Annotated in this window: 18 protein-coding genes; 7 read left to right on the forward strand and 11 right to left on the reverse strand. The window is 67.5% G+C overall.

All coding sequences use genetic code 11. From position 1 onward, the window contains the following. The first annotated feature begins 6 nt into the window (after nucleotides 1-6). Nucleotides 7-1,161: an HlyD family secretion protein gene (locus tag AC5P53_RS11020; RefSeq protein ID WP_049420618.1), complete on the forward strand. Its 1,155-nt coding sequence runs from the start codon at nucleotides 7-9 to the stop codon at nucleotides 1,159-1,161. A 111-nt stretch (nucleotides 1,162-1,272) separates the two neighbouring features. On the opposite strand, the gene AC5P53_RS11025 is transcribed toward AC5P53_RS11020, so the two are convergent. The 7 genes from AC5P53_RS11025 to creB form a co-directional block, all read right to left on the reverse strand. Continuing rightward, nucleotides 1,273-1,764, reverse strand: coding sequence for a Fur family transcriptional regulator (locus AC5P53_RS11025; protein WP_004150412.1), 492 nt, complete (start codon nucleotides 1,762-1,764; stop codon nucleotides 1,273-1,275). 34 nt (nucleotides 1,765-1,798) lie between these two features. Continuing rightward, nucleotides 1,799-3,202, reverse strand: a complete 1,404-nt coding sequence (gene gltX, locus AC5P53_RS11030; protein ID WP_241886623.1) for a glutamate--tRNA ligase — start codon at nucleotides 3,200-3,202, stop codon at nucleotides 1,799-1,801. Between the two features lie 154 nt (nucleotides 3,203-3,356). Beyond that, nucleotides 3,357-4,949 (reverse strand): M20/M25/M40 family metallo-hydrolase, encoded by a 1,593-nt coding sequence (locus AC5P53_RS11035; RefSeq protein WP_241886622.1) that lies wholly within the window; start codon nucleotides 4,947-4,949, stop codon nucleotides 3,357-3,359. A gap of 155 nt (nucleotides 4,950-5,104) precedes the next feature. Continuing rightward, a complete protein-coding gene (locus AC5P53_RS11040) occupies nucleotides 5,105-5,515 on the reverse strand; it encodes a hypothetical protein (RefSeq protein WP_164077456.1) in 411 nt (136 codons plus the stop codon). 10 nt (nucleotides 5,516-5,525) lie between these two features. Further along, nucleotides 5,526-6,845, reverse strand: coding sequence for a cell envelope integrity protein CreD (gene creD, locus AC5P53_RS11045; protein WP_049441519.1), 1,320 nt, complete (start codon nucleotides 6,843-6,845; stop codon nucleotides 5,526-5,528). An 81-nt stretch (nucleotides 6,846-6,926) separates the two neighbouring features. Then, nucleotides 6,927-8,387, reverse strand: coding sequence for a two-component system sensor histidine kinase CreC (gene creC, locus AC5P53_RS11050; RefSeq protein ID WP_032961976.1), 1,461 nt, complete (start codon nucleotides 8,385-8,387; stop codon nucleotides 6,927-6,929). A 3-nt stretch (nucleotides 8,388-8,390) separates the two neighbouring features. Further along, on the reverse strand, nucleotides 8,391-9,116 hold the full coding sequence (gene creB / locus AC5P53_RS11055) for a two-component system response regulator CreB (RefSeq protein WP_075076204.1): 726 nt from the start codon (nucleotides 9,114-9,116) through the stop codon (nucleotides 8,391-8,393). Between the two features lie 35 nt (nucleotides 9,117-9,151). On the opposite strand from creB, the gene AC5P53_RS11060 reads away from it, so the two are divergent. The 4 genes from AC5P53_RS11060 (at nucleotide 9,152) to AC5P53_RS11075 (ending at nucleotide 14,927) form a co-directional block, all read left to right on the forward strand. Further along, nucleotides 9,152-10,009 (forward strand): 23S rRNA (adenine(2030)-N(6))-methyltransferase RlmJ, encoded by an 858-nt coding sequence (locus AC5P53_RS11060; protein WP_014646445.1) that lies wholly within the window; start codon nucleotides 9,152-9,154, stop codon nucleotides 10,007-10,009. Between the two features lie 95 nt (nucleotides 10,010-10,104). After that, complete coding sequence (locus tag AC5P53_RS11065) at nucleotides 10,105-10,650, forward strand: GNAT family N-acetyltransferase (protein WP_014646444.1); 546 nt, start codon at nucleotides 10,105-10,107, stop codon at nucleotides 10,648-10,650. A gap of 149 nt (nucleotides 10,651-10,799) precedes the next feature. Further along, nucleotides 10,800-14,264 carry a transcription-repair coupling factor gene (mfd, locus tag AC5P53_RS11070; RefSeq protein WP_049441517.1) on the forward strand — a complete coding sequence of 1,155 codons (3,465 nt, stop codon included), beginning with the start codon at nucleotides 10,800-10,802 and terminating at the stop codon, nucleotides 14,262-14,264. Between the two features lie 45 nt (nucleotides 14,265-14,309). Next, nucleotides 14,310-14,927 carry an HD-GYP domain-containing protein gene (locus AC5P53_RS11075; RefSeq protein WP_053494648.1) on the forward strand — a complete coding sequence of 206 codons (618 nt, stop codon included), beginning with the start codon at nucleotides 14,310-14,312 and terminating at the stop codon, nucleotides 14,925-14,927. 200 nt (nucleotides 14,928-15,127) lie between these two features. Here AC5P53_RS11075 and AC5P53_RS11080 read toward each other — a convergent pair whose 3' ends face one another. Beyond that, nucleotides 15,128-17,221 carry a M13 family metallopeptidase gene (locus AC5P53_RS11080; protein ID WP_241886621.1) on the reverse strand — a complete coding sequence of 698 codons (2,094 nt, stop codon included), beginning with the start codon at nucleotides 17,219-17,221 and terminating at the stop codon, nucleotides 15,128-15,130. A gap of 131 nt (nucleotides 17,222-17,352) precedes the next feature. On the opposite strand from AC5P53_RS11080, the gene AC5P53_RS11085 reads away from it, so the two are divergent. Next, the gene (locus AC5P53_RS11085; RefSeq protein ID WP_049408863.1) at nucleotides 17,353-17,820 is read left to right on the forward strand and encodes a hypothetical protein; all 468 of its coding nucleotides are present in this window, start codon (nucleotides 17,353-17,355) and stop codon (nucleotides 17,818-17,820) included. Nucleotides 17,821-17,930: 110 nt separating this feature from the next. Here the strand turns inward: AC5P53_RS11085 and gpmA are convergent, their stop codons facing one another. Then, nucleotides 17,931-18,680, reverse strand: coding sequence for a 2,3-diphosphoglycerate-dependent phosphoglycerate mutase (gene gpmA, locus AC5P53_RS11090; protein ID WP_014036448.1), 750 nt, complete (start codon nucleotides 18,678-18,680; stop codon nucleotides 17,931-17,933). 93 nt (nucleotides 18,681-18,773) lie between these two features. On the opposite strand from gpmA, the gene nfi reads away from it, so the two are divergent. After that, nucleotides 18,774-19,448, forward strand: a complete 675-nt coding sequence (nfi, locus tag AC5P53_RS11095; RefSeq protein ID WP_014646440.1) for a deoxyribonuclease V — start codon at nucleotides 18,774-18,776, stop codon at nucleotides 19,446-19,448. 38 nt (nucleotides 19,449-19,486) lie between these two features. Here nfi and AC5P53_RS11100 read toward each other — a convergent pair whose 3' ends face one another. Further along, nucleotides 19,487-20,467 carry a cation diffusion facilitator family transporter gene (locus tag AC5P53_RS11100; protein WP_049441512.1) on the reverse strand — a complete coding sequence of 327 codons (981 nt, stop codon included), beginning with the start codon at nucleotides 20,465-20,467 and terminating at the stop codon, nucleotides 19,487-19,489. A 183-nt stretch (nucleotides 20,468-20,650) separates the two neighbouring features. Further along, a complete protein-coding gene (locus tag AC5P53_RS11105) occupies nucleotides 20,651-22,900 on the reverse strand; it encodes a TonB-dependent siderophore receptor (RefSeq protein ID WP_241886620.1) in 2,250 nt (749 codons plus the stop codon). Nucleotides 22,901-22,992 lie beyond the last annotated feature (92 nt).

Raw genomic sequence — 22,992 nt, forward strand, 5'->3', positions numbered from 1 at the left:
CCTCCCATGCCTCCCGTCCCGCCCCGCCCCGACGACACCGACAACGTCACCCCACCGCCGCCGACCGACGCGGCGCCCGCGGCCACGCCGGTAGAACCTGCGGTCGCGCCGAAGTACCTCAAGCCCAGCGCCCGCAGCGTGGTGGTGATGGTGGTAGTGGCCTTGCTGGGCATTGCGCTGATCCTGCGCGCCTGGCACCTGTGGCCGTTCACCAGCAGCGTGATGGTGACCGACAACGCCTATGTACGCGGCCAGATCACGGTGATGGCGCCGCAGGTCAACGGCTATGTGACCGAAGTGCTGGTGAAGGATTTCCAGCATGTGAAGCAGGGCGAGCCGCTGCTGCGCATCGATGACCGCATCTATGCGCAGCGCGTGGCCCAGGCGCAGGCGACGCTGGACAGCGCGCGCGCGGCGCTGGCCAACTCGGACCAGTCACAGGCGCAGAACCGCGCACAGATTGCCTCCGCCCGCGCCACGCTGTCGGCCGGCCAGGCCGAACTGCAGCGTTCGCGCAATGAATTGAAACGCTACGAGGAACTGGCGGCGCAGCAGCTGGTGTCCATCAACGACCGCGACAAGTTCCGCACCACCCAGGCGTCGGCACAGGCCAGCGTGCAACAGTCGCAGGCGCAGATCCGCATCGCCGAGGAAACGCTGGTGTCGACCCAGGTCGCGCGCAAGAGCCTGGAAGCGCAGGTGGAAAGCGCGCAGGCGCAGCTGGAACTGGCCCGCATCGACCTGGCCAACACGGTGATCCACGCACCACGCGACGGCCAGATCAGCGAAGCCAGCGTACGCGTGGGCCAGTACGTCGCTGCCGGTTCGCAGCTGCTGTTCCTGGTACCTGACACGCTGTGGGTGGTGGCCAACTACAAGGAAGGACAGACCTGGGGCATGGCGATCGGCCAACCGGCGACGTTCTCGGTGGACGCGTTCCAGGGCCAGGTGCTGCGGGGCCGCGTGCAGGAGATCGCCCCAGCCACCGGGTCGGAGTTCAGCGTGCTGCGCCCGGACAATGCCAGCGGCAACTTCACCAAGGTGGTGCAGCGGCTGCCGGTGCGGATATCGATCAACAGGGATCAGAAGCTGGCAAAGCAGCTGCGGCCCGGCATGTCGGTGATCGTGCGGGTGGATACCCGGTCCAAGCCGATGGACTAGGACGCAGGCCCTGCCGCACCGATATGAAACGGGGTCAGATCCCTTTGCCACTGGCAAAGGGATCTGACCCCGTTTCCAAAATGCCGGCCAGCGGCCGGCACTACCGTTGCGTTAGCCGGCGCAGCGCGCGCAGAGGCCATGCACTTCCAGCGTCTGTGCCTGCGGCTGGAAGCCCAGCTCCTTGGCGCGCTTCTCCAGCTGGGTGACGATCTCGCGGTCTTCCAGCTCCACCGCGCTGTGGCAGCTGTTGCAGATCAGGAACGGCACCGAATGCGCGGCACTGCTGGGGTGATGGCAGGCCACGAAGGCATTGACCGATTCCAGCTTGTGCACGAAGCCATTGGCCATCAGGAAGTCCAGCGCGCGGTACACGGTGGGCGGGGCATCGGCGCCCACGCCCTTGCCGTTGCGCACCCATTCCAGCAGCTCGTAGGCCTTGACCGGCTTGCCGGCCTCGGCGATCAGCTTCAGTACGTTGGCGCGGATCGGGGTCAGGCGCAGCCCGCGTTCGCGCGAGACACGCTCGACCACCGCCACGAAATCCGATGCGTCGTGGACGTGGTGGTGCGGGGCGGTACAGGCAGTGGCGGTCTTGGCGGGCATGCGTGTTCTCCGGTTCGGGCCTGGCAAGGATGCCTCAGGCCGTTGCTACCTTGGTGATGGCCACATCAATGCGTTTCAAGGCCTGCTCGCGGCCGGCCAGGTACACGGTATGGGAGATGTCAGGACTGACCTGGGTGCCGGTGATCGCCACGCGCAGCGGCTGGGCGACCTTGCCCATGCCGATTTCCAGCGCTGCGGCCGTGTCGTGCAGGGCGACGCCCACCGACTCGGCGGTCCACTCCGGCAACGCTGCCAGCAGCTCGCGGGCCTTGCCCAGCGCCACCTCGGCACCGGCCTTGAGGTGCTTGGCCACCGCCGCTTCGTCGTACCCGGTCAGCGGCTGGTACCAGACCACGGCCTTCTCGGCCATTTCCTTCAGGGTCTGCACGCGTTCACGCAGGGCGATCACCACATCCTCCGGGGCCGGGCCGGCGGCCACGTCCAGGCCCAGCTTCTGCAGCTGGTACACCAGGTGCGGCACGATGGCGGCCACGCCCTCGGTCTTCAGGAAGTGCTGGTTGACCCAACCCAGCTTGGCCATGTCCAGGCGCGAGGCCTTGGAATTGCAGTCCTTCACGTCGAACAGGTCGATCAGCTCCTGGCGGCTGAACAGCTCCTGGTCACCGTGCGACCAGCCCAGGCGGGCCAGGTAGCTCAGCAGCGCGTCGGGCAGGTAGCCGGCGTCCTTGTACTGCATCACGTCGGCCGCACCGGTGCGCTTGGACAGCTTGGCGCCCTGCTCGTCCAGGATCATCGGCATGTGGCCGAACTTCGGCACCGGCGCACCAATGCCCTCGTACAGGTTGATCTGGCGCGGGGTGTTGTTGATGTGGTCGTCGCCGCGGATGACCTCGGTGATGCCCATGTCCCAGTCGTCCACCACCACCGCGAAGTTGTAGGTGGGGTAGCCGTCCGGGCGGAAGATGACCATGTCATCCAGCTCGCTGTTGGCGATCTCGATGCGGCCCTTGATCAGGTCGTCGAACACCACCGTACCTTCCAGCGGGTTCTTGAAGCGGATGACGCGGTTCGGGTCGTCCTTGTACGGCAGGCCCAGTTCGCGTGCAGCGCCGTTGTAACGCGGCTTTTCCTGCCTGGCCATGGCGGCCTCGCGCATCGCGTCCAGCTCTTCGCGGGTTTCGTAGGCGTAGTAGGCCTTGCCGTCGGCGATCAGCTGCTCTGCCACTTCCCGGTAGCGGGCGACGCGGTCGGTCTGATAGATCGGGCCTTCGTCGTAGTCCAGGCCCAGCCACTCCATCGCCTCCAGGATGGCGTCGATCGCACCCTGGGTGCTGCGTTCACGGTCGGTGTCCTCGATGCGCAGCACGAACTCGCCGCCGCGGTGGCGGGCCTCCAGCCAGCAGTACAGCGCGGTGCGGGCACCACCGATGTGCAGGTAGCCGGTGGGACTGGGGGCGAAGCGGGTGCGGCAGGTCATGGACGGCTCGAGGAACGGGAATCCCCCGATTTTACCAGCCCGCCGCCCCCGACGGAAAAAGGGGACGGAGGGGATTAAGTCGCGATTGCCCAGCCCGTGGGTACTGCAACCGGGAAACGGAGGGGAGATGCGACTTAATCCCCTCCGTCCCCTTTTACGGTTCCACCTTGCGCGGGAACGGCTGCTCGCGCATCGCGGCGTTGTAGGCGAACGAGGCGACGATGGCTGCGGCCTGCTTCAGGTCTTCCGGTTCGGCGTGGTCCCAGGTGTCCAGGTGGCTGTGGTGGACATTGGTGAAGTAGTCCAGCCGGTCCTGGATGAACTGGAAGCCCGGCAGGCCGATGCGGTCGAAGCTGATGTGGTCGGTGCTGCCGGTGTTGCGGGTCGCCACGGTGGTGGCGCCGACGTCATGGAACGGCGCCAGCCAGGCTTCGAAGATCGGCATCGCCGCCAGGTTTTCCTGGGCGTAGATGCCCCGGAAGCGGCCGGAGCCGTTGTCCATGTTGAAGTAGACCTGGAACTTGCTGTAATCGCGGGTCTTCTGCAGTGCACCGGTCGGCTCGCGCAGCGACGCCGGCAGCGCCTTCTGCGCCGGGTCGGTGGGCTCCGGGAACCGGCCGAAATGCTTGGCCACATAGGCCTGCGAGCCGATCAGGCCCTGCTCCTCGCCGCTCCACAGCGCCACGCGGATGGTGCGCTTGGGCCTGGCGCCGGTGGCCTTGAGGATGCGCATGGCCTCCATCATCACCGCCACGCCTGCGGCGTTGTCGGCCGCGCCGGTGCCGCTGTGCCAGGAATCCAGGTGCGCGCCGATCATCACCACTTCATCAGGCCTGCTGCTGCCGCGGATCTCGGCCAGCGTGTTGTAGCCGGGCTGGTCGGCGTCATCGGTGAAGCGCGCGGCCACATCCACGCGCAGGCGCATGGTCTGCCCGGCCTTCAGCGCGCGCACCAGCGGGTTGAAGTGCTCGCTGATCATCGCCAGCTCGGGGATGCCGACCGGCTCGCCGGCCTTGCGCGAACCACCACCTGCAACGCGGATGATGCCGTTGTCCCAGCTGCTGATGCTGATCGAGGCCAGCGCCCCTTCTTCGACGAAGAACGCATTGACCCTGGTCGCCAGCTGCTGGCGTTCCTGGTACTCCTTGACCCGCTTGGCGCGCTCGGCGGTGGCGTCCTGGTCCTTCGGCAGGGTGAACGCCTGCAGGCCTTCCAGCGAGGTCGCGTCATGCCGATGGGAATCCGGCTCGGTGCCGCGCTTGTACTCGCGCGCCTCGCCCAGCAGCAGGATCTTGCCGCGCAGCTTGCCGCGGTACTTCTCGATGTCTTCGGGCTTCTTGATCTCGACCTGCACCAGCTCGCCTTCAACCGGCCCCTTGGTGCCCGGCGTCCAGGCCTTGGGCAGTGCATGCAGCGGCTGCACACGGTCACCCAGCATTTCCACGCTGGCCGAGGTGAACTCCCAGCCACGGCCAAAGTCATCGAACGCTTCGTCGTGGACGTTGTCCAGCTTCCATTCGTTGAACTTGCCGCGGGTCCACGCGTTGGCGCGGCCCATCGCCGGGGAGTTGGTCAGCCGCGGGCCGATGCGTTCGGTGAGATAGCTGAAGGTGTCCATCACCTGCGAACGGTGGAAGGCCTCCTGGCGGATGCGGCTGACCATGTCCAGGTCCACTGATTCGCGCTGCTGCGCCGCTGCATTGCCACCCATTGCCAGCGCTACGGCCAGCACGCCCCACTTCAACACATCGCACCCCTGCCTTCCGGCCTGCTCATCAACCCATCGAGTCTAGCCAGCAGCGGCGCCGCGATACCGTCCCATCGGTCATGGGCGGCGCGGAAGCGTGCGAACCAGGGTTCGCCCCCACAGAAGAGTGGTTGGGTCGCATCTGCCAAACCACCTCACCCACTCCACCCCAGCCACAGCTGCGCCCGCTCCGGCAGCAGCAGCAACCAGTGCCGCCGGTCGATGCTGCTGCAGCCATACACCGCCGCATGCGCGGGCCAGTCATCGGGCAGGCCACCAATGCCGATTTCCGCGAGTGCTTCCGCCCCGGCCTTCCATGGCCGGTAGCGCGGCACCCTCCCCGCCAGCGCACCGCGTCCCTGCCGCGCGCCCTGCAACCAGGCCAGGCCCTTGCCCTGCAATCCCTCGCAGGTCACCGCGGCCAGCTGGAAGCGGACCAGACCGGGGGCGATCCGTGCCCCCGGCAGGGCCGCCAGCACGCCATGTGCCTGCAGCAGTGCATCCACTTCCAGCAGGGCCGGAATGCCCTGCCGCGCCCGTTGCCGCAATCCCTGGCGCCAGCTCATGGCGTGCTCCTTACTTCAGGTCTGCGCCAAGCGCGTACCAGTCGACCCGGCGGGTCACCCACATCGCCAGCGCCAGGATCACGAACAGCAGCAGCGATCCCATCAGCAGTGCGTTGTTCTCCGACACCAGCAGGCCATACAGCGCGCCGTACAGCACGGTCAGCAGCGCAGCGAAGCCAAGGCCGCGCTTCCAGTGGCCCAGCACGTTGGCCAGGTACACCGCCTGCAGGCCGATGCAGGCCACGGCCGAGACCAGGTAGGCCTTCCAGAACGCGATGTGCTCGGACAGGCTGATCAGCAGCAGGAAGAAGATCGCCAGCGCCAGGCCGACCATCAGGTACTGCAGCGGATGGATGCGCAGCGACTTGATCAGTTCGAACAGGATGAAGCCGACGAAGGTCAGCACCACGAACAGCACGCCGTACTTCGAGGCACGGTCGGCCTGGGTGTAGGTATCGACCGGATCGACCAGCGACACCGTCACGGCCTGCGAATCGATCGTCCCCTCGCTGCGCAGCTGGCGCTGTGCATCGGAGGCCAGCGAGGACACCGCCCAGCGTGCTTCGAAGCCCTGTGCATCGACACGCCGTTCGTTGGGCAGGAAGGCGCCGCTGAACGACGGATGCGGCCAGCTCGACCGCAGCGCGATCCGGGTGTCATCGCCCACCGGCACCACCGACAGCATGCGGCTGCCATCCAGGCGCAGCTCCAGTTCAACGGTGCTGGCGGCCAGCGCGCCGCCCTGATCCGCGGCGAAACCGCTCACCGGCGCATGCAGGCCACGTCCGATTTCGCTGGCCACGCCTACACCGGGCAGCAACCGCAGCTGCTTGCCGTCCACCCGCAGGTTCGGCGTGCCCACCAGGCCGCGCACATCGGAAACCCCCAGCGCCACATAGGGCTGGCCATAGGTGCGGCCGTTCTTCACCGGATAGTCGTCTTCGGCGAAAGTCGCCTTCAACTGGCCATTCCAGCTGTACACCGGCACCTTGAACAGGCCGACCTCGCGCTGGCTCGGCAGCATCTCGCCGCCCACCTCCAGCGACGCCGGCATCTGCAGCCAGTGGCCCTCGGTCACCTGGATCTCGGTCTTCTTGACGCCCAGCGGGTCAACCAGTTCAACCTGCTTGCGTTCCACCCACGGCACCACCCGTACCGGGCCCACCAGCTGCTGCGTGCCGGCACGGCTGTCGGCCACCCGGGCAAAGGCCTCGTCGCGGTACTGGCTGCGCTCGGTGATGACCCCGCGGATCATCATCAGCGGCACCAGCAGCAACAGGATCAGCCCGCCGACAATGGCGAACCTCAGCAGCATCTTCAGGGATTTCATGGTCCATCCTCGTTGGAGAGGGCTGCAGGATGGACCGCTGCGGTGAGCAGGGTTTGTGGCGAAGTTGAAGCGAGTGTGAAGTCAGCGGCGCGGACGCTGGCCCGGCACTGACAACGGCAGCCACAGGCTGGCCACGGTGCCACCGCCGTCGCGCGCGTCGAGGCTGGCGCGACCATCGTGCAGGCGCGCGACCTCCTGCACGAACGGCAGGCCCAGGCCGGAACTGCGCCGGCCGCTGCCGGGGCGGGCAAGCGAATAGAAGCGTTCGAACACCCGTTCGCGCGCGTAGTCGGGAATGCCGGTACCGCGATCCGCCACCTGCAGGCGCACGCCCTGCCCGTCCACCTCGGCCTGCAGTGCGATGTCCGCGCCGGGCGGTGAGAAGGCAATGGCGTTGTCGATCAGGTTGTGCAACGCCTGCCGCAGCAGATAGGCATCGCCCTGCACGCGCAGGTCGGGCGCGCTGCCGATGCTGACCTGCACGCCGGCCGCCTGCGCACGCACCTGCGCCGCCGCTGCCGCATCGGCCAGCAACGTTGGCAGCGCGATCGGATCGCGGGTCTGCAGCCAGCCGTGCTGTTCCACTTCGGCCAGCGCCAGCAGCTTGTCGATGGTCTCGGTCAGCCGCTCCTGCTGGTCGACGATGCTGCGCGCGAAATGCACGCGGTCGGCCTCGGGCAGCGGCTCCTGCAGCAGCTCGGCGGCACCGCGGATCGCCGCCAGCGGGCTCTTCATTTCATGCGTCAGTGACTGCACGTACTGTTCGACATAGGCCTTGCCCTCAAGCTTGCGGCGCATGGTTTCCAGCGCCTGGCCCAGGTCGCCGATCTCGTCGCGGCGGCGCCGTGGCGGTGGCACCGGTTCGCCGGCGCTGACCGCGCGTGCATAGCGGCTGAGCTGGCCGAGGCCGGTGGTGAGCCACATCGTCACCAGCACGCCGACCAGCGCCGACAGCCCGATCAACCAGGCGCCGCGCTCGATGATGGCGCGCTGGCTGGCGGCGATGAACGGATCGATGCTGCGGTTGGGCTGGGCCAGGCTGAGCACGCCGATCAGGGTGCGCCCATCGGCCGGGTCGTATACCGGCGCCGCCACGTGCATCACCGTATCGCCTTCTTCGCCTGGTATTTCCGGGCTGGAGCGGGCGCCGTACTCGCCACGCAGGGTGCGGTAGACATCGTTCCAGCGCGAATTGTCACGCCCGAGGTCGCGGCCCAGCGAGTCGTAGATGACGATGCCCCTGGCATCGGTGATGGTCACCCGGTAATCCAGCGATCGCTTGGGAAAACGCCAGACCATCGCCTTCAGGTCGCGCTGCCGCGCCTTGGCCAGGTTGCGGGTGAAGCTGCCGCTGCGGATGGTGCCGTCCTTGACGTCGGCGGCGGCCATCTCGGCCAGCACGTTGGCCGCATCGACCAGGGTCGATTCCATCGCCTGGCGCACACCGGGCTTCACCTCGTTGACGAATACGCGCATCACGAAGAACGCGGCGATGCCGGTGATCAGGAAGAAGCCGAGGAACAGCTTCAGTACCAGGCGCATCGGCTAGACCTCCAGCGCGTAGCCAAGGCCACGGTGGGTGCGGATCGGGTCGTCGCTGGCACCAGCCGCACGCAGCTTGGCGCGCAACGTCTTTACATGGGTGTCGACGGTGCGGTCGGCACTGTCGGCGCTGCTGTCCCAGCCCCGGTCCATCAGCTGCGCGCGGCTGAGGATGGCACCGGGGCGCTGCAGCAGCGCTTCCAGCAACGCGTACTCGTATCGGGTCAGGTCCAGCGCATGGCCGCGGAAGCGGATACGCCGGCCTTCGCGGTCGATCGCGAACGCCCCGTGTTCCTGCCAGCCGGCGTCCGCGCGGGGCGCTGCGACGACCGCTGCCGCACGACGCAGGCGCGCGCGCACCCGCGCCACCAGCTCGCGCGGCGAGAACGGCTTGGTCATGTAATCGTCGGCGCCCAGTTCCAGGCCGAGCACGCGGTCCACTTCATCGTTGCGGGCGGTCAGGAAGATCACCGGCAGCTGCGCCGCCGGTCCGGGCTGCGCACGCAGCCGCCGGCAGACCTCGAAACCGCCCAGGTCCGGCAGGCCCACGTCCAGCACCACCACGTCGATATCGCCGGCCTGCAGCCGTTGCAGGGCCTCGCCGCCCAGCAGGCAGTGGCTGGCGGCATAGCCTTCGCTGCGCAGCGCATAGAGCACGGTTTCGGCGATGGCGGCTTCGTCCTCGACCACCAGGACATGGGCAACGGGAGCTGTCATGGCGCGCAGCATAGCCGCTGCGGCCGCCGCCCCGTACACTGCCGCCCATGAACTATCGCCACGCCTTCCACGCCGGCAACCACGCCGATGTGCTCAAGCACATCGTGCAGCTGGCCCTGATCGACAGCTTCAAGCGCAAGGACAGCCCGTTCTTCGTGCTCGACACCCACGGCGGTGCCGGCCGCTACCTGCTGGCCAGCGAAGAGAGCCGCAAGACCCTGGAGGCCGAATCCGGGATCATGCGGCTGATGGCCCAGCCCAGGCTGCCGGAGGTGGTCGAGCGCTACCTGAAGGCGGTGCAGGCCGACAACCCGGTGGGCGCGCTGACCAACTACCCGGGCTCGCCGCTGCTGAGCGCACAGGCGATGCGCGCGCAGGACCGCATGGCGGTCTGCGAGCTGCAGGAAGCCGAAACGGCCACGCTGAAGGCCCTGTTCGCCCATGACAGCCGCGTCGATGTGCGCGCTGGCGATGGCTATGCCCTGCTGCGCTCGCTGCTGCCGCCGAAGTTCAACGGCAGCAAGATCGGCCGTGGCCTGGTGCTGATCGACCCGCCGTACGAGGCCCAGGACGCCGAGTACCAGGCCGTTCTGGCCGCCCTGGCCGAGACCCTGGCGCGCTGGCCGCAGGCGACCTGCGCGGTGTGGTTCCCGATCAAGCAGCGCCGCACCATCCTGCACTTCCTGCGCAAGGCCACCGCCCTGCCGGTGAAATCGGCGATGACGATCGAGTTCCTGGTGCGCCCGGACGACTCGCCGCTGCGCCTCAACGGCAGCGGCATGCTGCTGCTCAACCCGCCGTGGCAGTTCGACCGGGTGGTCGGCCCGGCCCTGCCGGCGCTGCGCCAGCACCTGGGCGAACCGGGGGCCAGCACCCGCCTGGATTGGCTCAAAGCCCCCGAATGACGGCCTTCACGAGGCTGTACCGCCGTGAGCCTTTCGTTCACGGAATGCAGCCCCGGTGATGCCACAATCGATGGACCACCAAGGAATCACCCGGTATGGCCACTCGCAACCGCATGCCGCCCTGGCATGAGATCTTCAAGGCTCCCAGCGGCCACGAGCTGCTGATCCGCCCCATCCGCCCGGAAGATGGCGCACCGCTGCAAGCGGCGTTCAGCCTGTTCGGGCCGGAAGAAATCCGTGATCGTTTCCTGCAGGCGGTGACCGAGCTTTCGCCGGAAACCACCCAGCGCCTGACCCACCCGAATCCCAAGACCGAGATCACCCTGGTCGCAGCCGAATCCCTGCCTGCTGGCGAAGCGGTGGTCGGCGCGGTCGCCCGGGCCTCGATCATCCCCGGCACCCGTGAAGCCGAGTACGCGATCCTGATCAGCCGCTTCCTCATTGGCCAGGGCCTGGGCCGGCAGCTGATGCGCAAGCTGGTGAAGTGGGGCCGCGGCAAGTACCTGGACCGCCTGTACGGCGACGTCGCCGCCGAGAACGAGCCGATGAAACAGCTGGCCGCCTCGCTGGGCTTCAAGCCGGTCCCGCACCCGGCCGGTGCCGAAGGCCTGGTGCGGATGGTGCTGGAGCTGGACAACTGACAGATGCGCCGGGCCCCGCCCGGCGACGCCTGCCGGTAGTGCCGGCCGCTGGCCTGAACTGCGTTACCCCAACGGTACATGAGGCTGCCGGCAATCGGCCGGCACGACCCACCGGGCTTCGATCGGGCTTCTGCTAAAATCCGGGGTCCATGTCGCGTACCTCATACCCCGCCCCGCCGCTGCCGCGCGCCGGCCAGCTCCGCGCCTGGTGGCGCGCCCCCGCCTCGCCGACCGCCCTGGCCTGGTACCTTGCCCAGGCCGCGCGTGCGCACGACGCCCCGCTGCTGGTGATCGCCCGTGACAACCACGGTGCCAACCAGCTCGAAGCCGACCTGCACACCCTGCTCGGCGGCGATCCGGCCCTGCCGGTGGTCGCCTTCCCGGACTGGGAAACCCTGCCCTACGACCGCTTCAGTCCGCATCCGGACATCATTTCGCAGCGCCTGGCCGCCCTGCACCGCCTGCCCGCGCTGAAGCGTGGCCTGGTGATCGTGCCGGTGCAGACCCTGCTGCAGCAGCTGGCCCCGCGCAGCTACGTGATCGGTGGCAGCTTCGACCTGAAGGTCGGCCAGCGCCTGGATTTGGAAGCCGAGAAGCGCCGCCTGGAAAGCGCCGGCTACCGCAACGTGCCGCAGGTGATGGACCCGGGCGACTTCGCTGTGCGCGGCGGCCTGCTCGACGTGTACCCGATGGGTGCCGACGAGCCGCTGCGGGTGGAACTGCTGGACGAGGACATCGACTCGATCCGTGCCTTTGACCCGGAAAGCCAGCGTTCGCTGGACAAGGTCGAGGCGGTGCACATGCTGCCCGGCCGCGAAGTGCCGATGGATGAAGCCAGCATCGCCCGCGTGCTGGCCACGCTGCGCGAGCGGTTCGATGTCGATACCCGGCGCAGTTCGCTGTACCAGGACCTGAAGTCCGGACTGGCGCCGGCCGGCGTCGAGTACTACCTGCCGCTGTTCTTCGAACGCACCGCAACCCTGTTCGACTACCTGCCCAGCGGCAGCCTGCCGGTGGTCTGTGCCGGTGCGTATGAAGCGTCCGTCGCGTTCTGGGCGCAGACTGCGGACCGCTATGAGCAGCGCCGCCATGATGTGGAGCGCCCGCTGCTGCCGCCGTCGGCGTTGTACCTGTCGCCGGAGCTGCTGCGCGAGCGCCTGAACGATGCCCCGCGCATCGAGGTGTGGGCGGCTGACCATGCGCGCATCGCCGACGCGCACGCGCTGGGCGACCAGCCGCTGCCACCGCTGCCGGTGGCCGCGCGCGAAGCCCCCGCTGGCGATGCGCTGAAATCCTTCCTCGGCCATTATCCGGGCCGGGTACTGATCGCCGCCGATTCACCCGGCCGCCGCGAGGCGCTGCTGGAAGTGCTGCAGGCCGCCGAGCTGAAGCCGCCGGTGGTGGCCGACCTGCCCAGCTTCCTCGCCGACGACGCGCGCTTCGCGATCGCGGTGGCACCGCTGGAGGATGGCTTCGCGCTGGACGATCCGCGCATCGCGGTGCTGACCGAGCGCCAGCTGTTCCCCGAGCGCGCCGGCAGCACCCGGCGCACGCGCCGTGCCGGCCGCGAGCCGGAAGCGATCATCCGCGACCTCGGTGAACTGACCGAGGGCGCGCCGATCGTGCACGAGGATCATGGCGTCGGCCGCTATCGTGGCCTGATCGCGATGGACGTCGGCGGCATGCCCGGCGAGTTCCTCGAAATCGAATATGCCAAGGGCGACCGCCTGTATGTGCCGGTCGCCCAGCTGCACCTGATCAGCCGCTATTCCGGTGCGTCGGCGGAAACCGCGCCGCTGCATTCGCTCGGTGGCGAGCAGTGGAGCAAGGCCAAGCGCAAGGCCGCCGAGAAAGTACGCGACGTCGCCGCCGAACTGCTGGAGATCCAGGCCCGCCGCCAGGCGCGTGCCGGCCTGGCTCTGCAGGTCGACCGCGCGATGTACGAGCCGTTCGCGGCCGGTTTCCCGTTCGAGGAGACCCCGGACCAGCTGGCCGCGATCGACGCCACCCTGCGCGACCTGGCCAGCAGCCAGCCGATGGACCGCGTGGTCTGCGGCGACGTCGGCTTCGGCAAGACCGAGGTGGCGGTGCGTGCGGCCTTTGCGGCCGCCAGTGCCGGCAAGCAGGTGGCTGTGCTGGTGCCGACCACGCTGCTGGCCGAACAGCATTACCGCAACTTCCGCGACCGCTTCGCCGATTACCCGCTGAAGGTCGAGGTGCTGTCGCGCTTCAAGACCACCAAGGAAATCAAGGCCGAGCTGGAAAAGGTCGCCGCCGGCACCATCGACGTGATCGTCGGTACCCATCGCCTGCTGCAGCCGGACGTGAAGTTCAAGGACCTGGGCATGGTCATCGTCGACGAGGAGCAGCGTTTCGGCGTACGCCAGAAGGAAGCGCTGAAGGCGCTGCGCGCCAACGTGCACCTGCTGACCCTGACCGCCACACCGATTCCGCGCACGCTCAACATGGCCATGGCCGGCCTGCGCGACCTGTCGATCATCGCCACGCCGCCGCCGAACCGGCTGGCGGTGCAGACCTTCATCACCCAGTGGGACAACGCGCTGCTGCGCGAAGCCTTCCAGCGCGAGCTGGCGCGTGGTGGCCAGCTGTATTTCCTGCACAACGACGTGGAAAGCATCGGCCGCATGCAGCGCGAGCTGTCCGAGCTGGTGCCGGAGGCGCGCATCGGCATCGCCCATGGGCAGATGCCCGAGCGCGAGCTGGAAAAGGTGATGCTGGATTTCCAGAAGCAGCGCTTCAACGTGCTGCTGTCGACCACGATCATCGAGTCGGGCATCGACATCCCCAACGCCAATACCATCATCATCAACCGTGCGGACCGTTTCGGCCTGGCCCAGCTGCACCAGCTGCGTGGCCGCGTCGGACGTTCGCACCACCGCGCCTACGCGTACCTGATCACGCCCGACCGCCGCGCGATCACCCCCGACGCTGAGAAGCGCCTGGAAGCGATCGCCTCGATGGACGAGCTGGGCGCCGGCTTCACCCTGGCCACGCACGATCTGGAAATCCGCGGTGCCGGCGAACTGCTCGGCGAGGACCAGAGCGGGCAGATGGCCGAGGTCGGCTTCAGCCTGTACACCGAGCTGCTGGAGCGCGCGGTGCGCAGCATCAAGCAGGGCAAGCTGCCCGACCTTGATGCCGGCGAGGAAGTGCGTGGTGCCGAGGTCGAACTGCATGTGCCGGCACTGATCCCGGAAGACTACCTGCCGGACGTGCATACCCGCCTGACCCTGTACAAGCGTATTTCCAGCGCGCGCGACAGCGATGCGCTGCGCGAACTGCAGGTGGAGATGATCGATCGCTTCGGCCTGCTGCCGGATGCGGCCAAGCACCTGTTCGCCATCGCCGAGCTGAAGCTGAAGGCCAACACGCTGGGCATCCGCAAGCTGGACCTGGGCGAAAATGGTGGCCGCATCGTGTTCGAATCCAAGCCGAACATCGACCCGATGGCGGTGATCCAGCTGATCCAGAAGCAACCGAACCTGTACGCCATGGAAGGGCCCGACAAGCTGCGCATCAAGCACCCGCTGCCGTTGCCGGAAGACCGCTTCAACGCGGCCCGCGCCCTTCTGACCACCCTCGCCCCGGGTTGATCGCCCCCCGAACACCCCGCACCGGTCCCCACCCGGTGCGGGCGGATGACCATGTTTCCTGACGCCGTACCCGCCCCCGACCTGCTGCACGCGCAGGCCTGCCTGATCGATGCCCTCTCGATGTCGCTGCAGATGCGCGACGCCTACACCCGCCATCACTGCGACCGCGTCGGCCTGTTCGCGCAGCGGCTGGCCGCGCACTGCGATCTCGACGACCAGGCCTGTGCGCAGGTCGGCCTGGCCGCGCGCTTTCACGACATCGGCAAGATCGGCATTCCCGACGACGTACTGCTGGCACCGCGCCGGCATACCGATGAGGAGCGCGCGATCATGCGCGAGCATCCGGTGCGCGGCGAGCACATCTTCCTGGCCACCGGCCGCAGCGACGCCGCGCCCGTGGCGCGGCTGATCCGCGCCCATCACGAAGCCTTCGATGGCAGCGGCTATCCCGATGGGCTGCGCGGCGAATCCATCCCGCTGGGCGCGCGCATCGTCACCATCGCCGATGCCTACGATGCGATGACCAGCGTGCGCCCGTACCGCGACGCGATGGAGCACGAAACCGCGTTGCGGATCATCGATTCGCAGTCTGGAGGGCTGGTCGATCCCTACGTGCTGCAGCGCTTCCATCGCATGCTGGCGCGGGAGCCGGAGCTGGCCTGAGATCTTCCGGAAGGTGAAACGACCCGTCGGTAGAGTCGACTGTCAGTCGACTGCTCTTCGTCCAGATCGCGAAAATCCCGCGCTGCGCGCGATAGTCGACTGACAGTCGACTCTACCAGTCGGCGCTGCGCTACCGGCCTGGAAGACAAAAGGCCCGGCATTCGCCGGGCCTTTCGCATCACGCAGTCACGGGTGATCGATTACCAGATCACCACGCGCTTGTCGTCGGCACGCACCATCGCGTCGCCGGCCTTGCACTGGAATGCAGCGGCATAGGACGGCATGTTCGACGGTGCGCCGTTGGCACGGAAGTTGGCCGGGGCGTGCGGATCGGTGTTCAGGCGGACGCGCAGCTCACCATCGGTGAAGTTGCGGCGCCACACGGTGGCCCAGTTCATGAAGAAGCGCTGGTCCTGGCTGTGGCCATCCACTTCGACATTCGCCTTCGGGTCTTCCTTCAGCGCCATCTGCAACGCGTCGTAGGCCACGGTCAGGCCGCCGAGGTCGCCGATGTTCTCGCCCAGGGTCAGCTTGCCCTTCACGAACACGCCCGGCACCGATTCATAGCCGTCGAACTGCGCGACCAGCTGGTCGGTACGCTCGGTGAAGGCCTTGCGGTCGGCGTCGGTCCACCAGTTGTCGAAGTTGCCGTTGGCGGCGAACTGGCTGCCCGAGTCGTCGTAGCCGTGCATCATCTCGTGGCCGATGACCGCACCGATGCCGCCGTAGTTCAGCGCCGGATCGGCCTTGGCGTCGAAGAACGGTGCCTGCAGGATCGCCGCCGGGAACACGATCTCGTTCTTGGTGGCGTTGTAGTACGCGTTGACGGTCTGCGGGGTCATGCCCCACTCGGTCTTGTCCACCGGCTTGCCGATCTTGTCCAGCATGTAGCGGTAGTTGAACGCACGCGCCGCCTGCATGTTGCCCAGGTAGCTGTCGCCGTTGGTCTGCAGGCCCGCCCAGTCACGCCACTTGTCGGGGTAACCGATCTTCGGGGTGAAGCTGGCCCACTTCTCCAGGGCCTTCTTCCTGGTTTCTTCGCCCATCCACGGCAGCTGCTCCAGGCGCGCCTTCAGCGCCTGCGACAGGTTTTCCACCAGGTGCTGCATGGCGACCTTCGACTCGGCCGGGAACACGGCGTCGACGTACAGCTGGCCCAGGGCTTCGCCCATGCCACCGTTGACCGACTCCAGCACGCGCTTCCAGCGCGGCTGCATTTCCTTCTGGCCACGCAGGGTGGTGCCATAGAAATCGAAGTTGGCCTTCTCGAACTGGCTGCTCAGGTACGGCGAGGCGTCGTCGATGGTGTGGAAGCGCAGGTAGGCCTGCCAGGTGCTGGCCGGCACATCGGCCAGCATCTTGTCCATTTCAGCGAAGAAGCCCGGCTGGGCCAGCGAGAACTTCTGCGCGGCCGGCACCTTGAGGGTCTCGAACAGCGCGGTCCAGCTGAAGTTCGGGGTCAGCTTGTCGGCCTCAGCCGCGCTGAGCGGGTTGTAGCGCTTTGCCGGGTCACGCATTTCGATGCGCGACATCGAGGCCTTGGCCAGGCGGGTTTCGAAGGCCATCACGGCCTTGGCCTGCTCGGCGGCCTGCGCCGCGTCCACGCCGGACAGGGTCAGCACCTGTGCGATGTAGGCCACGTAGGCGTCGCGGATCTTGGCCTGCGCATCGTCGAAGTAGTAGCCCTTCTCCGGCAGGCCCAGGCCACCCTGGCCGACGTAGGCGATGACGTTGGCCGAATCCTTGTAGTCGGCATTGGCGAACAGCGAGAACAGCACGCCCTTGCCCTCGGCCTGGCTGTCGCGCAGGTACCGGGTGATGGCGGCGGTGTCGTTCAGCGCGGTGATCTTGTCCAGCTGCGGCTGCAGCGGCCCCAGGCCGGCAGCTTCGATCTTCGCTTCATCGTTGCCGGTCTTCCAGATGTCACCGATCTTCGCTTCCACCGAGCCCGCCTTGGCCTGGCTGGCGGCGGCCTGCTGCACCAGCGCGTGCTGCACTTCCAGCGAGCGCTCGCGCAGGATCTCGAAGCTGCCCCAGGTGGTCTGGTCGCCCGGCACCGGGTTGGCCTTCAGCCACTTGCTGTTGACGAAGCCATTGAGGTCGGTACAGGCCGGAATGGCCGGATCGAGGTCGGCGCTGTTGAGCGAGATCAGCGGCGTCTTGATCTGCGACAGGTCGAAGGCCGGCTTGGCGTCGGCACTGGCCGCCGGGGCGGTTTCGTTCTTGCCACAGGCCGCCAGTGAGGCAGCGATGGCGATGGTCAGGCCCAGCGGGACCAGGTTGCGGACGTTCATGAGGCTCTCCTGCGGGTAATTTCACAGGGTAGCCGCGGGAGCGACGCTGGGGACCGGCCAAAGGTCACGAGCGCATGGCGCGGCTCCGTCTGCATGCCGCTATGCTCTGGCTTCCGCGATCACTGGACTTCATGACCATGGACGAAGCTGCGCTGCTGCAGGCCATCGACGCTTGTGAGTGTCTGTTCCTGGCGGGCATCGGCGAGCCGGAAGCGAATCGTCTGCGCCTGGTCGTCGAGGAAGGCCTGGTGGTCGGAAAGCCCTCCCGTGTGGAGCTCGCTCATGGACGTTCAATCGATGATGCGCGTGCGATAGAGGTGATGCCCCACTCGCAGCGTTTTGAGCTGATCTGGGACCACTACATCAGCTACGCCGTGCACAACGAGTCCTACCAGAGCTGGGACGACGCCGAAACCTGGAGCGGCAACCTGTTCCGCCGCTACAGCCGTTCGAAGTTCCTCGATTATCTGGACCATGCCACCTTTGCCGATGTCAGTTACCCGGGCCCATTCACGCACTATCAGGTGATATGCCAGGAACACGTCATCGACATTGCCGCGTTGCGGCCGCCGAAGGTGCGCCGCATGGATCCCTCGTAGCTGGCCGATGCAGCCCCCATGGGTTGGCTCTACCGGGTTGCGACAGCGCCGGCCGAGCGTGGGCTCGGCTCGACAAAAGCGAAGGCCGGCTTGCGCCGGCCTTGTGCTTCTTACTTCGCCTTGCCCTGGTTGGCCACGGCTTCGGCGGCCTTGCGCGCTGCTTCCGGGTCGCCCAGGTAGCGGAACGACTGCACGGTCAGGTCGTCGTTCAGTTCGAACAGCAGCGGGATGCCGGTCGGGATGTTCAGCTCGAGGATCTCCTCGCGCGAGACATTGTTGAGGTACTTGTACAGCGCGCGCAGCGAGTTGCCGTGGGCAGTGACCAGCACGGTCTTGCCGTCCTTCAGCTGCGGCGCGATGGCGTCGTGCCAGTACGGCAGCACGCGGTCCAGGGTGGTGGCCAGCGACTCGGTGCCCGGCAGCGCGTTGCGGTCCAGACCGGCGTAGCGGCGGTCATGGATCGGGTGGCCCGGATCTTCCAGGTCCATCGGCGGCGGCGGGATGTCGTACGAACGACGCCAGACCTTGACCTGCTCTTCGCCGTGCTTGGCCGCGGTCTCGGCCTTGTCCAGCCCCTGCAGGCCGCCGTAGTGCCGCTCGTTGAGGCGCCAGGACTTGTTCACCGGCAGCCAGTCCTGCTCCAGCTCGGCCAGCGCACCCTGCAGGGTGTGGATGGCACGCTTGAGCACGGAGGTGTGGGCGACGTCGAACTGCAGGCCTTCCTCGCGCATCAGGCGACCGGCGGCGGCCGCTTCCCGGCGCCCCTGCTCGGTCAGGTCGACATCGACCCAGCCGGTGAAGCGGTTGTCCAGGTTCCACTGGCTCTGGCCATGGCGCAACAGTACGAGTTTACGGGTCACTGCAGGGTCTCCAACGCGAGGAAAGGCAGGCCGCCATTGTAGCCCGGCCGCCGCTCACCGGGCCGTGGCGCCGCCCGTGCGATGCTGTGACCGATGAATACGGTGATCGATCCCGGATGTTGGGAAGGCAGCGTCTCCGCGGCACGCGCGCAGCAGCTCCAGCTGGCCGGCCGCGTGGAGCGCCAGGACCGCCTGCCACGCGACGTCCGTTGGCTGGCCGGGCTGGATGTTGGCTTTGAAGACGACGGCGCCATCACCCGCGCCGCGGCGGTACTGCTGGACGTGGAGACGCTGAAGCCCGTGGCGCAGGAGATCGCGCGCATCCCCACGGTGATGCCCTACATCCCCGGCCTGCTCAGCTTCCGCGAGCTGCCGGCACTGCTGGCCGCGCTGGCGCTGCTGCCGCGCACGCCGGACCTGGTGTTCGTCGATGGCCATGGCATCAGCCATCCGCGCCGGCTGGGCGTGGCCGCGCATCTGGGCGTGGTCACCGACCTGCCCAGCATCGGCGTGGCCAAGTCGAAGCTGGTGGGCCGGTTCGTCGAACCGGGCGCCGAGGCCGGTGCACATGCGCCGCTGCAGGATGGCGACGAACAACTGGGCTGGGTGCTGCGCAGCAAGGTGCGCTGCAAGCCGCTGTTCGTGGCCGGCGGCCATCGGGTCAGTGCCGATACCGCGCTGGACTGGGTGCAGCGCACGCTGCGCGGTTACCGGCTGCCGGAACCGACCCGGCTGGCGGATCGGCTGGCCTCGCGACGCGACGAATGACCGCACCGGGCATTCCCCGGTGCGGCTTTCATTTTCATTCAATGATGCACGCGGCCGCGATGGCCCTGCGCGTCCTCACCGTGGTCGTGGCCTTCATGGCCCTGCTGCGCGCCGCCCTTTGCCGACGCCGGTCCAGCGCAGGCTTCACCACAGTGGTCCGCTTCGATCTGCAGCGTCACGTGTTCGATGCCGAAGTCATCGTGCAGGCGCCCGCCCAGCTCACGGCGCAGCGCATCGGCGTCGGTGCCGTCGCGCATCACGATGTGCGCGGTCAGCGCCGGCGTGCTGGAGGCCAGCGCCCACACATGCAGGTCATGCACGTCCAGCACCGCAGCATGACCGGACAGGCTGTCGCGCACCTTGGCCACGTCCATGCCCTTGGGCACGCCTTCCAGCAGCACGTTGATCGCCTCGCGCATCAGCACGTAGGTGCGCGGCAGTACCCACAGGCCGATCAGCACCGCCAGGATCGGGTCGATCGGCTTCCAGCCGGTCCACTTGATCAACAACGCACCGGCGATCACCGCCACCGAGCCAAGCATGTCCGCCCACACTTCCAGGTAGGCGCCCTTCACGTTCAGGCTCTCGCCGCTGCCGGCCTGCAGCAGGCGCATCGAGATCAGGTTGATGACCAGGCCTGCGGCGGCGATCACCAGCATGCCCGAAGATGCGATCTCCTGCGGTTCGCGGAAACGACCGATCGCCTCCCACAGGATGTAGGCGGCGACCACGAACAGCATGGCGCCGTTGATCATCGCGCCCAGCGCTTCCAGGCGTGCATAGCCGTAGGTGCGGCGCGCGTCCGGCGGGCGTCGGCTCAACCGCACAGCGACCAGCGCGATCATCAGTGCCAGTGCATCGGTGGCCATGTGTGCCGCGTCGGACAGCAGCGCCAGGCTGTTGGTCCAGAACGCGCCCACCACCTCGATGACGAGGAAGGTGGAGGTCAGGCCGAGCGCCCACCACAAGGGTTTCTCGTGGCGGATCTGGGATGGCAGGTGATCGTGGTCGTGGCCCATGGCAACAGCTCCTTTGCGATGCGGTGCAGGCTACGCCGTGCTGGCGGGGGAGACTATTACGGTGTTTATAACATTGCAGGCACGCGGCGCCGGTGTCGCCGGGCAAGGCCCGGCGCTACCGGAGCGTGGCCGGCAGCGCCTGGCCTGGCCTGGCGACCGCAGCGGACCGGCGTCCGCGTGCGGTCAGAACCCGAAGCGCAGGCTGGCCCAGTAGGCGCGGCCCGGTTCGTTGTAGGTCGCCGCACCGGCATCGCTGCTGTTGGCCTCGCGGAACAGGCGCTTGTCGGCCAGGTTGTTCACGCCGAAGCCGAAGCTGACGGTCCCGGTCACCCTGTAGCGCGCGCTCACGCCCCAGATGTTGTAGGCACCGCGGTCCTGCAGCGCGATCGAGGGATCGCAGCTGCCGGTGCAGCGCGGATCATTGTTGATGTTGGCGGTGGCCGGTTCCTGCTTGCCGTAGAACGTGCCGGTCAGCAGCACCGACAGCTTGTCGGTGGCCTGCCAGTCCAGCATCGTGTTGACGGTGTACTTCGGGATCACCGACAGCGGCTGGCCGGTGCTCTTGTTCTCGTTTTCCACCATGTAGGTGAAGTTGTTGCTCCATTTCAGGCGGTTGCCCTGCTCGCCCAGCAGCGGGATCACCAGGTTGCCTTCAAGCCCCTGCACGATCGCCTTGGGCGCGTTCTCCCAGCGGAAGATGCGGCCCTTGGTGTCGGCGGTCAGGCCAATCTGGGTGTAGCCGGCCTGGATCTTGTCCTTGTAGTCGTTGTGGAAGTAGGTCAACGAGGCCTGCCAGCCGCTCTGCGGTGCCCACTCGATGCCCAGTTCCTTGTTCAGGCTGGTTTCCGCCTTCAGGTCCGCGTTGCCGCGCATGTAGCAACCGGCACCCAGGCTCGGCAGTGCATTCGGGCAGCCGTTGCCACGGGTGTAGTACAGATAGTCCGGATTGGACTGGTACAGGTTCGGCGCCTTGAACGCGCGGGCGATGCCGCCCTTCACCACCCAGTCGCTGTTGATGCGGAACTGCGCATTGAGGCTGGGGCTGGTGTTGTTGCCGAACTGGCTGTGGTGGTCGAAGCGCAGGCCCGGGGTGACGATCCAGCGCTCACCCAGGTAGATGTTGTCTTCGACGAACACTGCGGTGGTCTGCGCGTCGGCCTTGCCCCGCGCGCGATCGGCCGACAGCCCCGGGATGCCGCCGCCGCTGCTGCTGGACTGGCTCATCGAGTACGGGTCGGTCAGGCGGCTGTCCAGGTATTCAAAGCCCAGCGTCCAGATGTTCTCGGCGCTGCCCAGCGAGGTCGGGAAGCTCACTTCGCCATCCAGCTGGTAGTTGCGCAGGCGCGAGGTCGACCAGTCGGTGCCGTTGAAGCTGCCTTCCGGGCCACCGGCCAGGCCTTCATTGATGCGCGAGTTGTTGACCGCTTCCACCGCGGCGGTCACCCGCGAGGTCACGTCGCCCCAGCGGCCGCGATGGGTGATCGCGCCGGTGTTGCGGTACATGCGGTTGGTTTCCGCTTCGCCGTCGGCCAGCGCCGCCAGGTCAACGCCGGTCGAGGTACCGGTAGTGCTGACCGCGCGGTCACCGGCGTAGATGTTGCCCTGGCGGCTGGTGCCGGCTTCGAACTCCACCACCTGGTCGGCGGTGATGTCCCAGCGCAGCAACGCGTTGACGTCGCGGTTCTTGACACCCTCGCGGCCAGCCGGCGGCACCGCGTTCGGGTTGGTGGCGTACTGGCGGTTGAGGTCCAGTGAGTCGGCGTCGGTCTTGTTGAGGTTGCCGTACAGGCGGAACGACAGGGTGTCGGTCATCGGCCCGCTCAGCTGCAGGCCGACGCGCTCGCTGCCGCCTTCGGCGCTGTGCTCGGGCACCAGGCCATACAGGTCGACCGCTCCGGTCAGGTCGCCGGTCGGGCGCTTGGTGATGATGTTGACCACGCCACCGGACGCACCGGAGCCATAGCGTGCCGCCGCAGGGCCGCGCAGCACTTCGATGCGCTCGATCATTTCCGCCGGCACCCAGTTGGTATCACCGCGGGTATTGCGCTCACCGCTACGGCCCATGCGCACGGCATCACGCGCACCGATGCGCTTGCCGTCGACCAGGATCAGGGTGTTTTCCGGGCCCATGCCACGCAGGTCGATCTGGCGGTTGTTGCCGTACTGGCCCGAGGCGCTGTTGCCGGTGAGGTTGACGCCCGGCATGGTGCGCAGCAGCTCGGCGATGTCGTTGGCCGGCGGGCGCTTGGCGATGTCCTCGGCGGTGATGGTCGAGGTACCCAGTGCCTGGCGGGCAATCTGCGAGGCGGTGACATGCACCGTGTCGATATCGGTGGCATCGGTTTCGGCCTGGGCGGTCAGGGCGCTTCCCGCCAGCAGGGCGGCAACGGCGAGCGCCAGCGGGCGCGGCGAAAGGACAACGGCAGGAGACATGATCTGGACCTTCTGGCAGGGCAACGGGGCCTCTGGCAAAGGGCTTGAGGCAACGACGAGGGGGAGGCGGAGCGTCGCTGCAGTCGCCTGCG

Source organism: Stenotrophomonas sp. YJH_SMC_82, assembly GCF_059368875.1.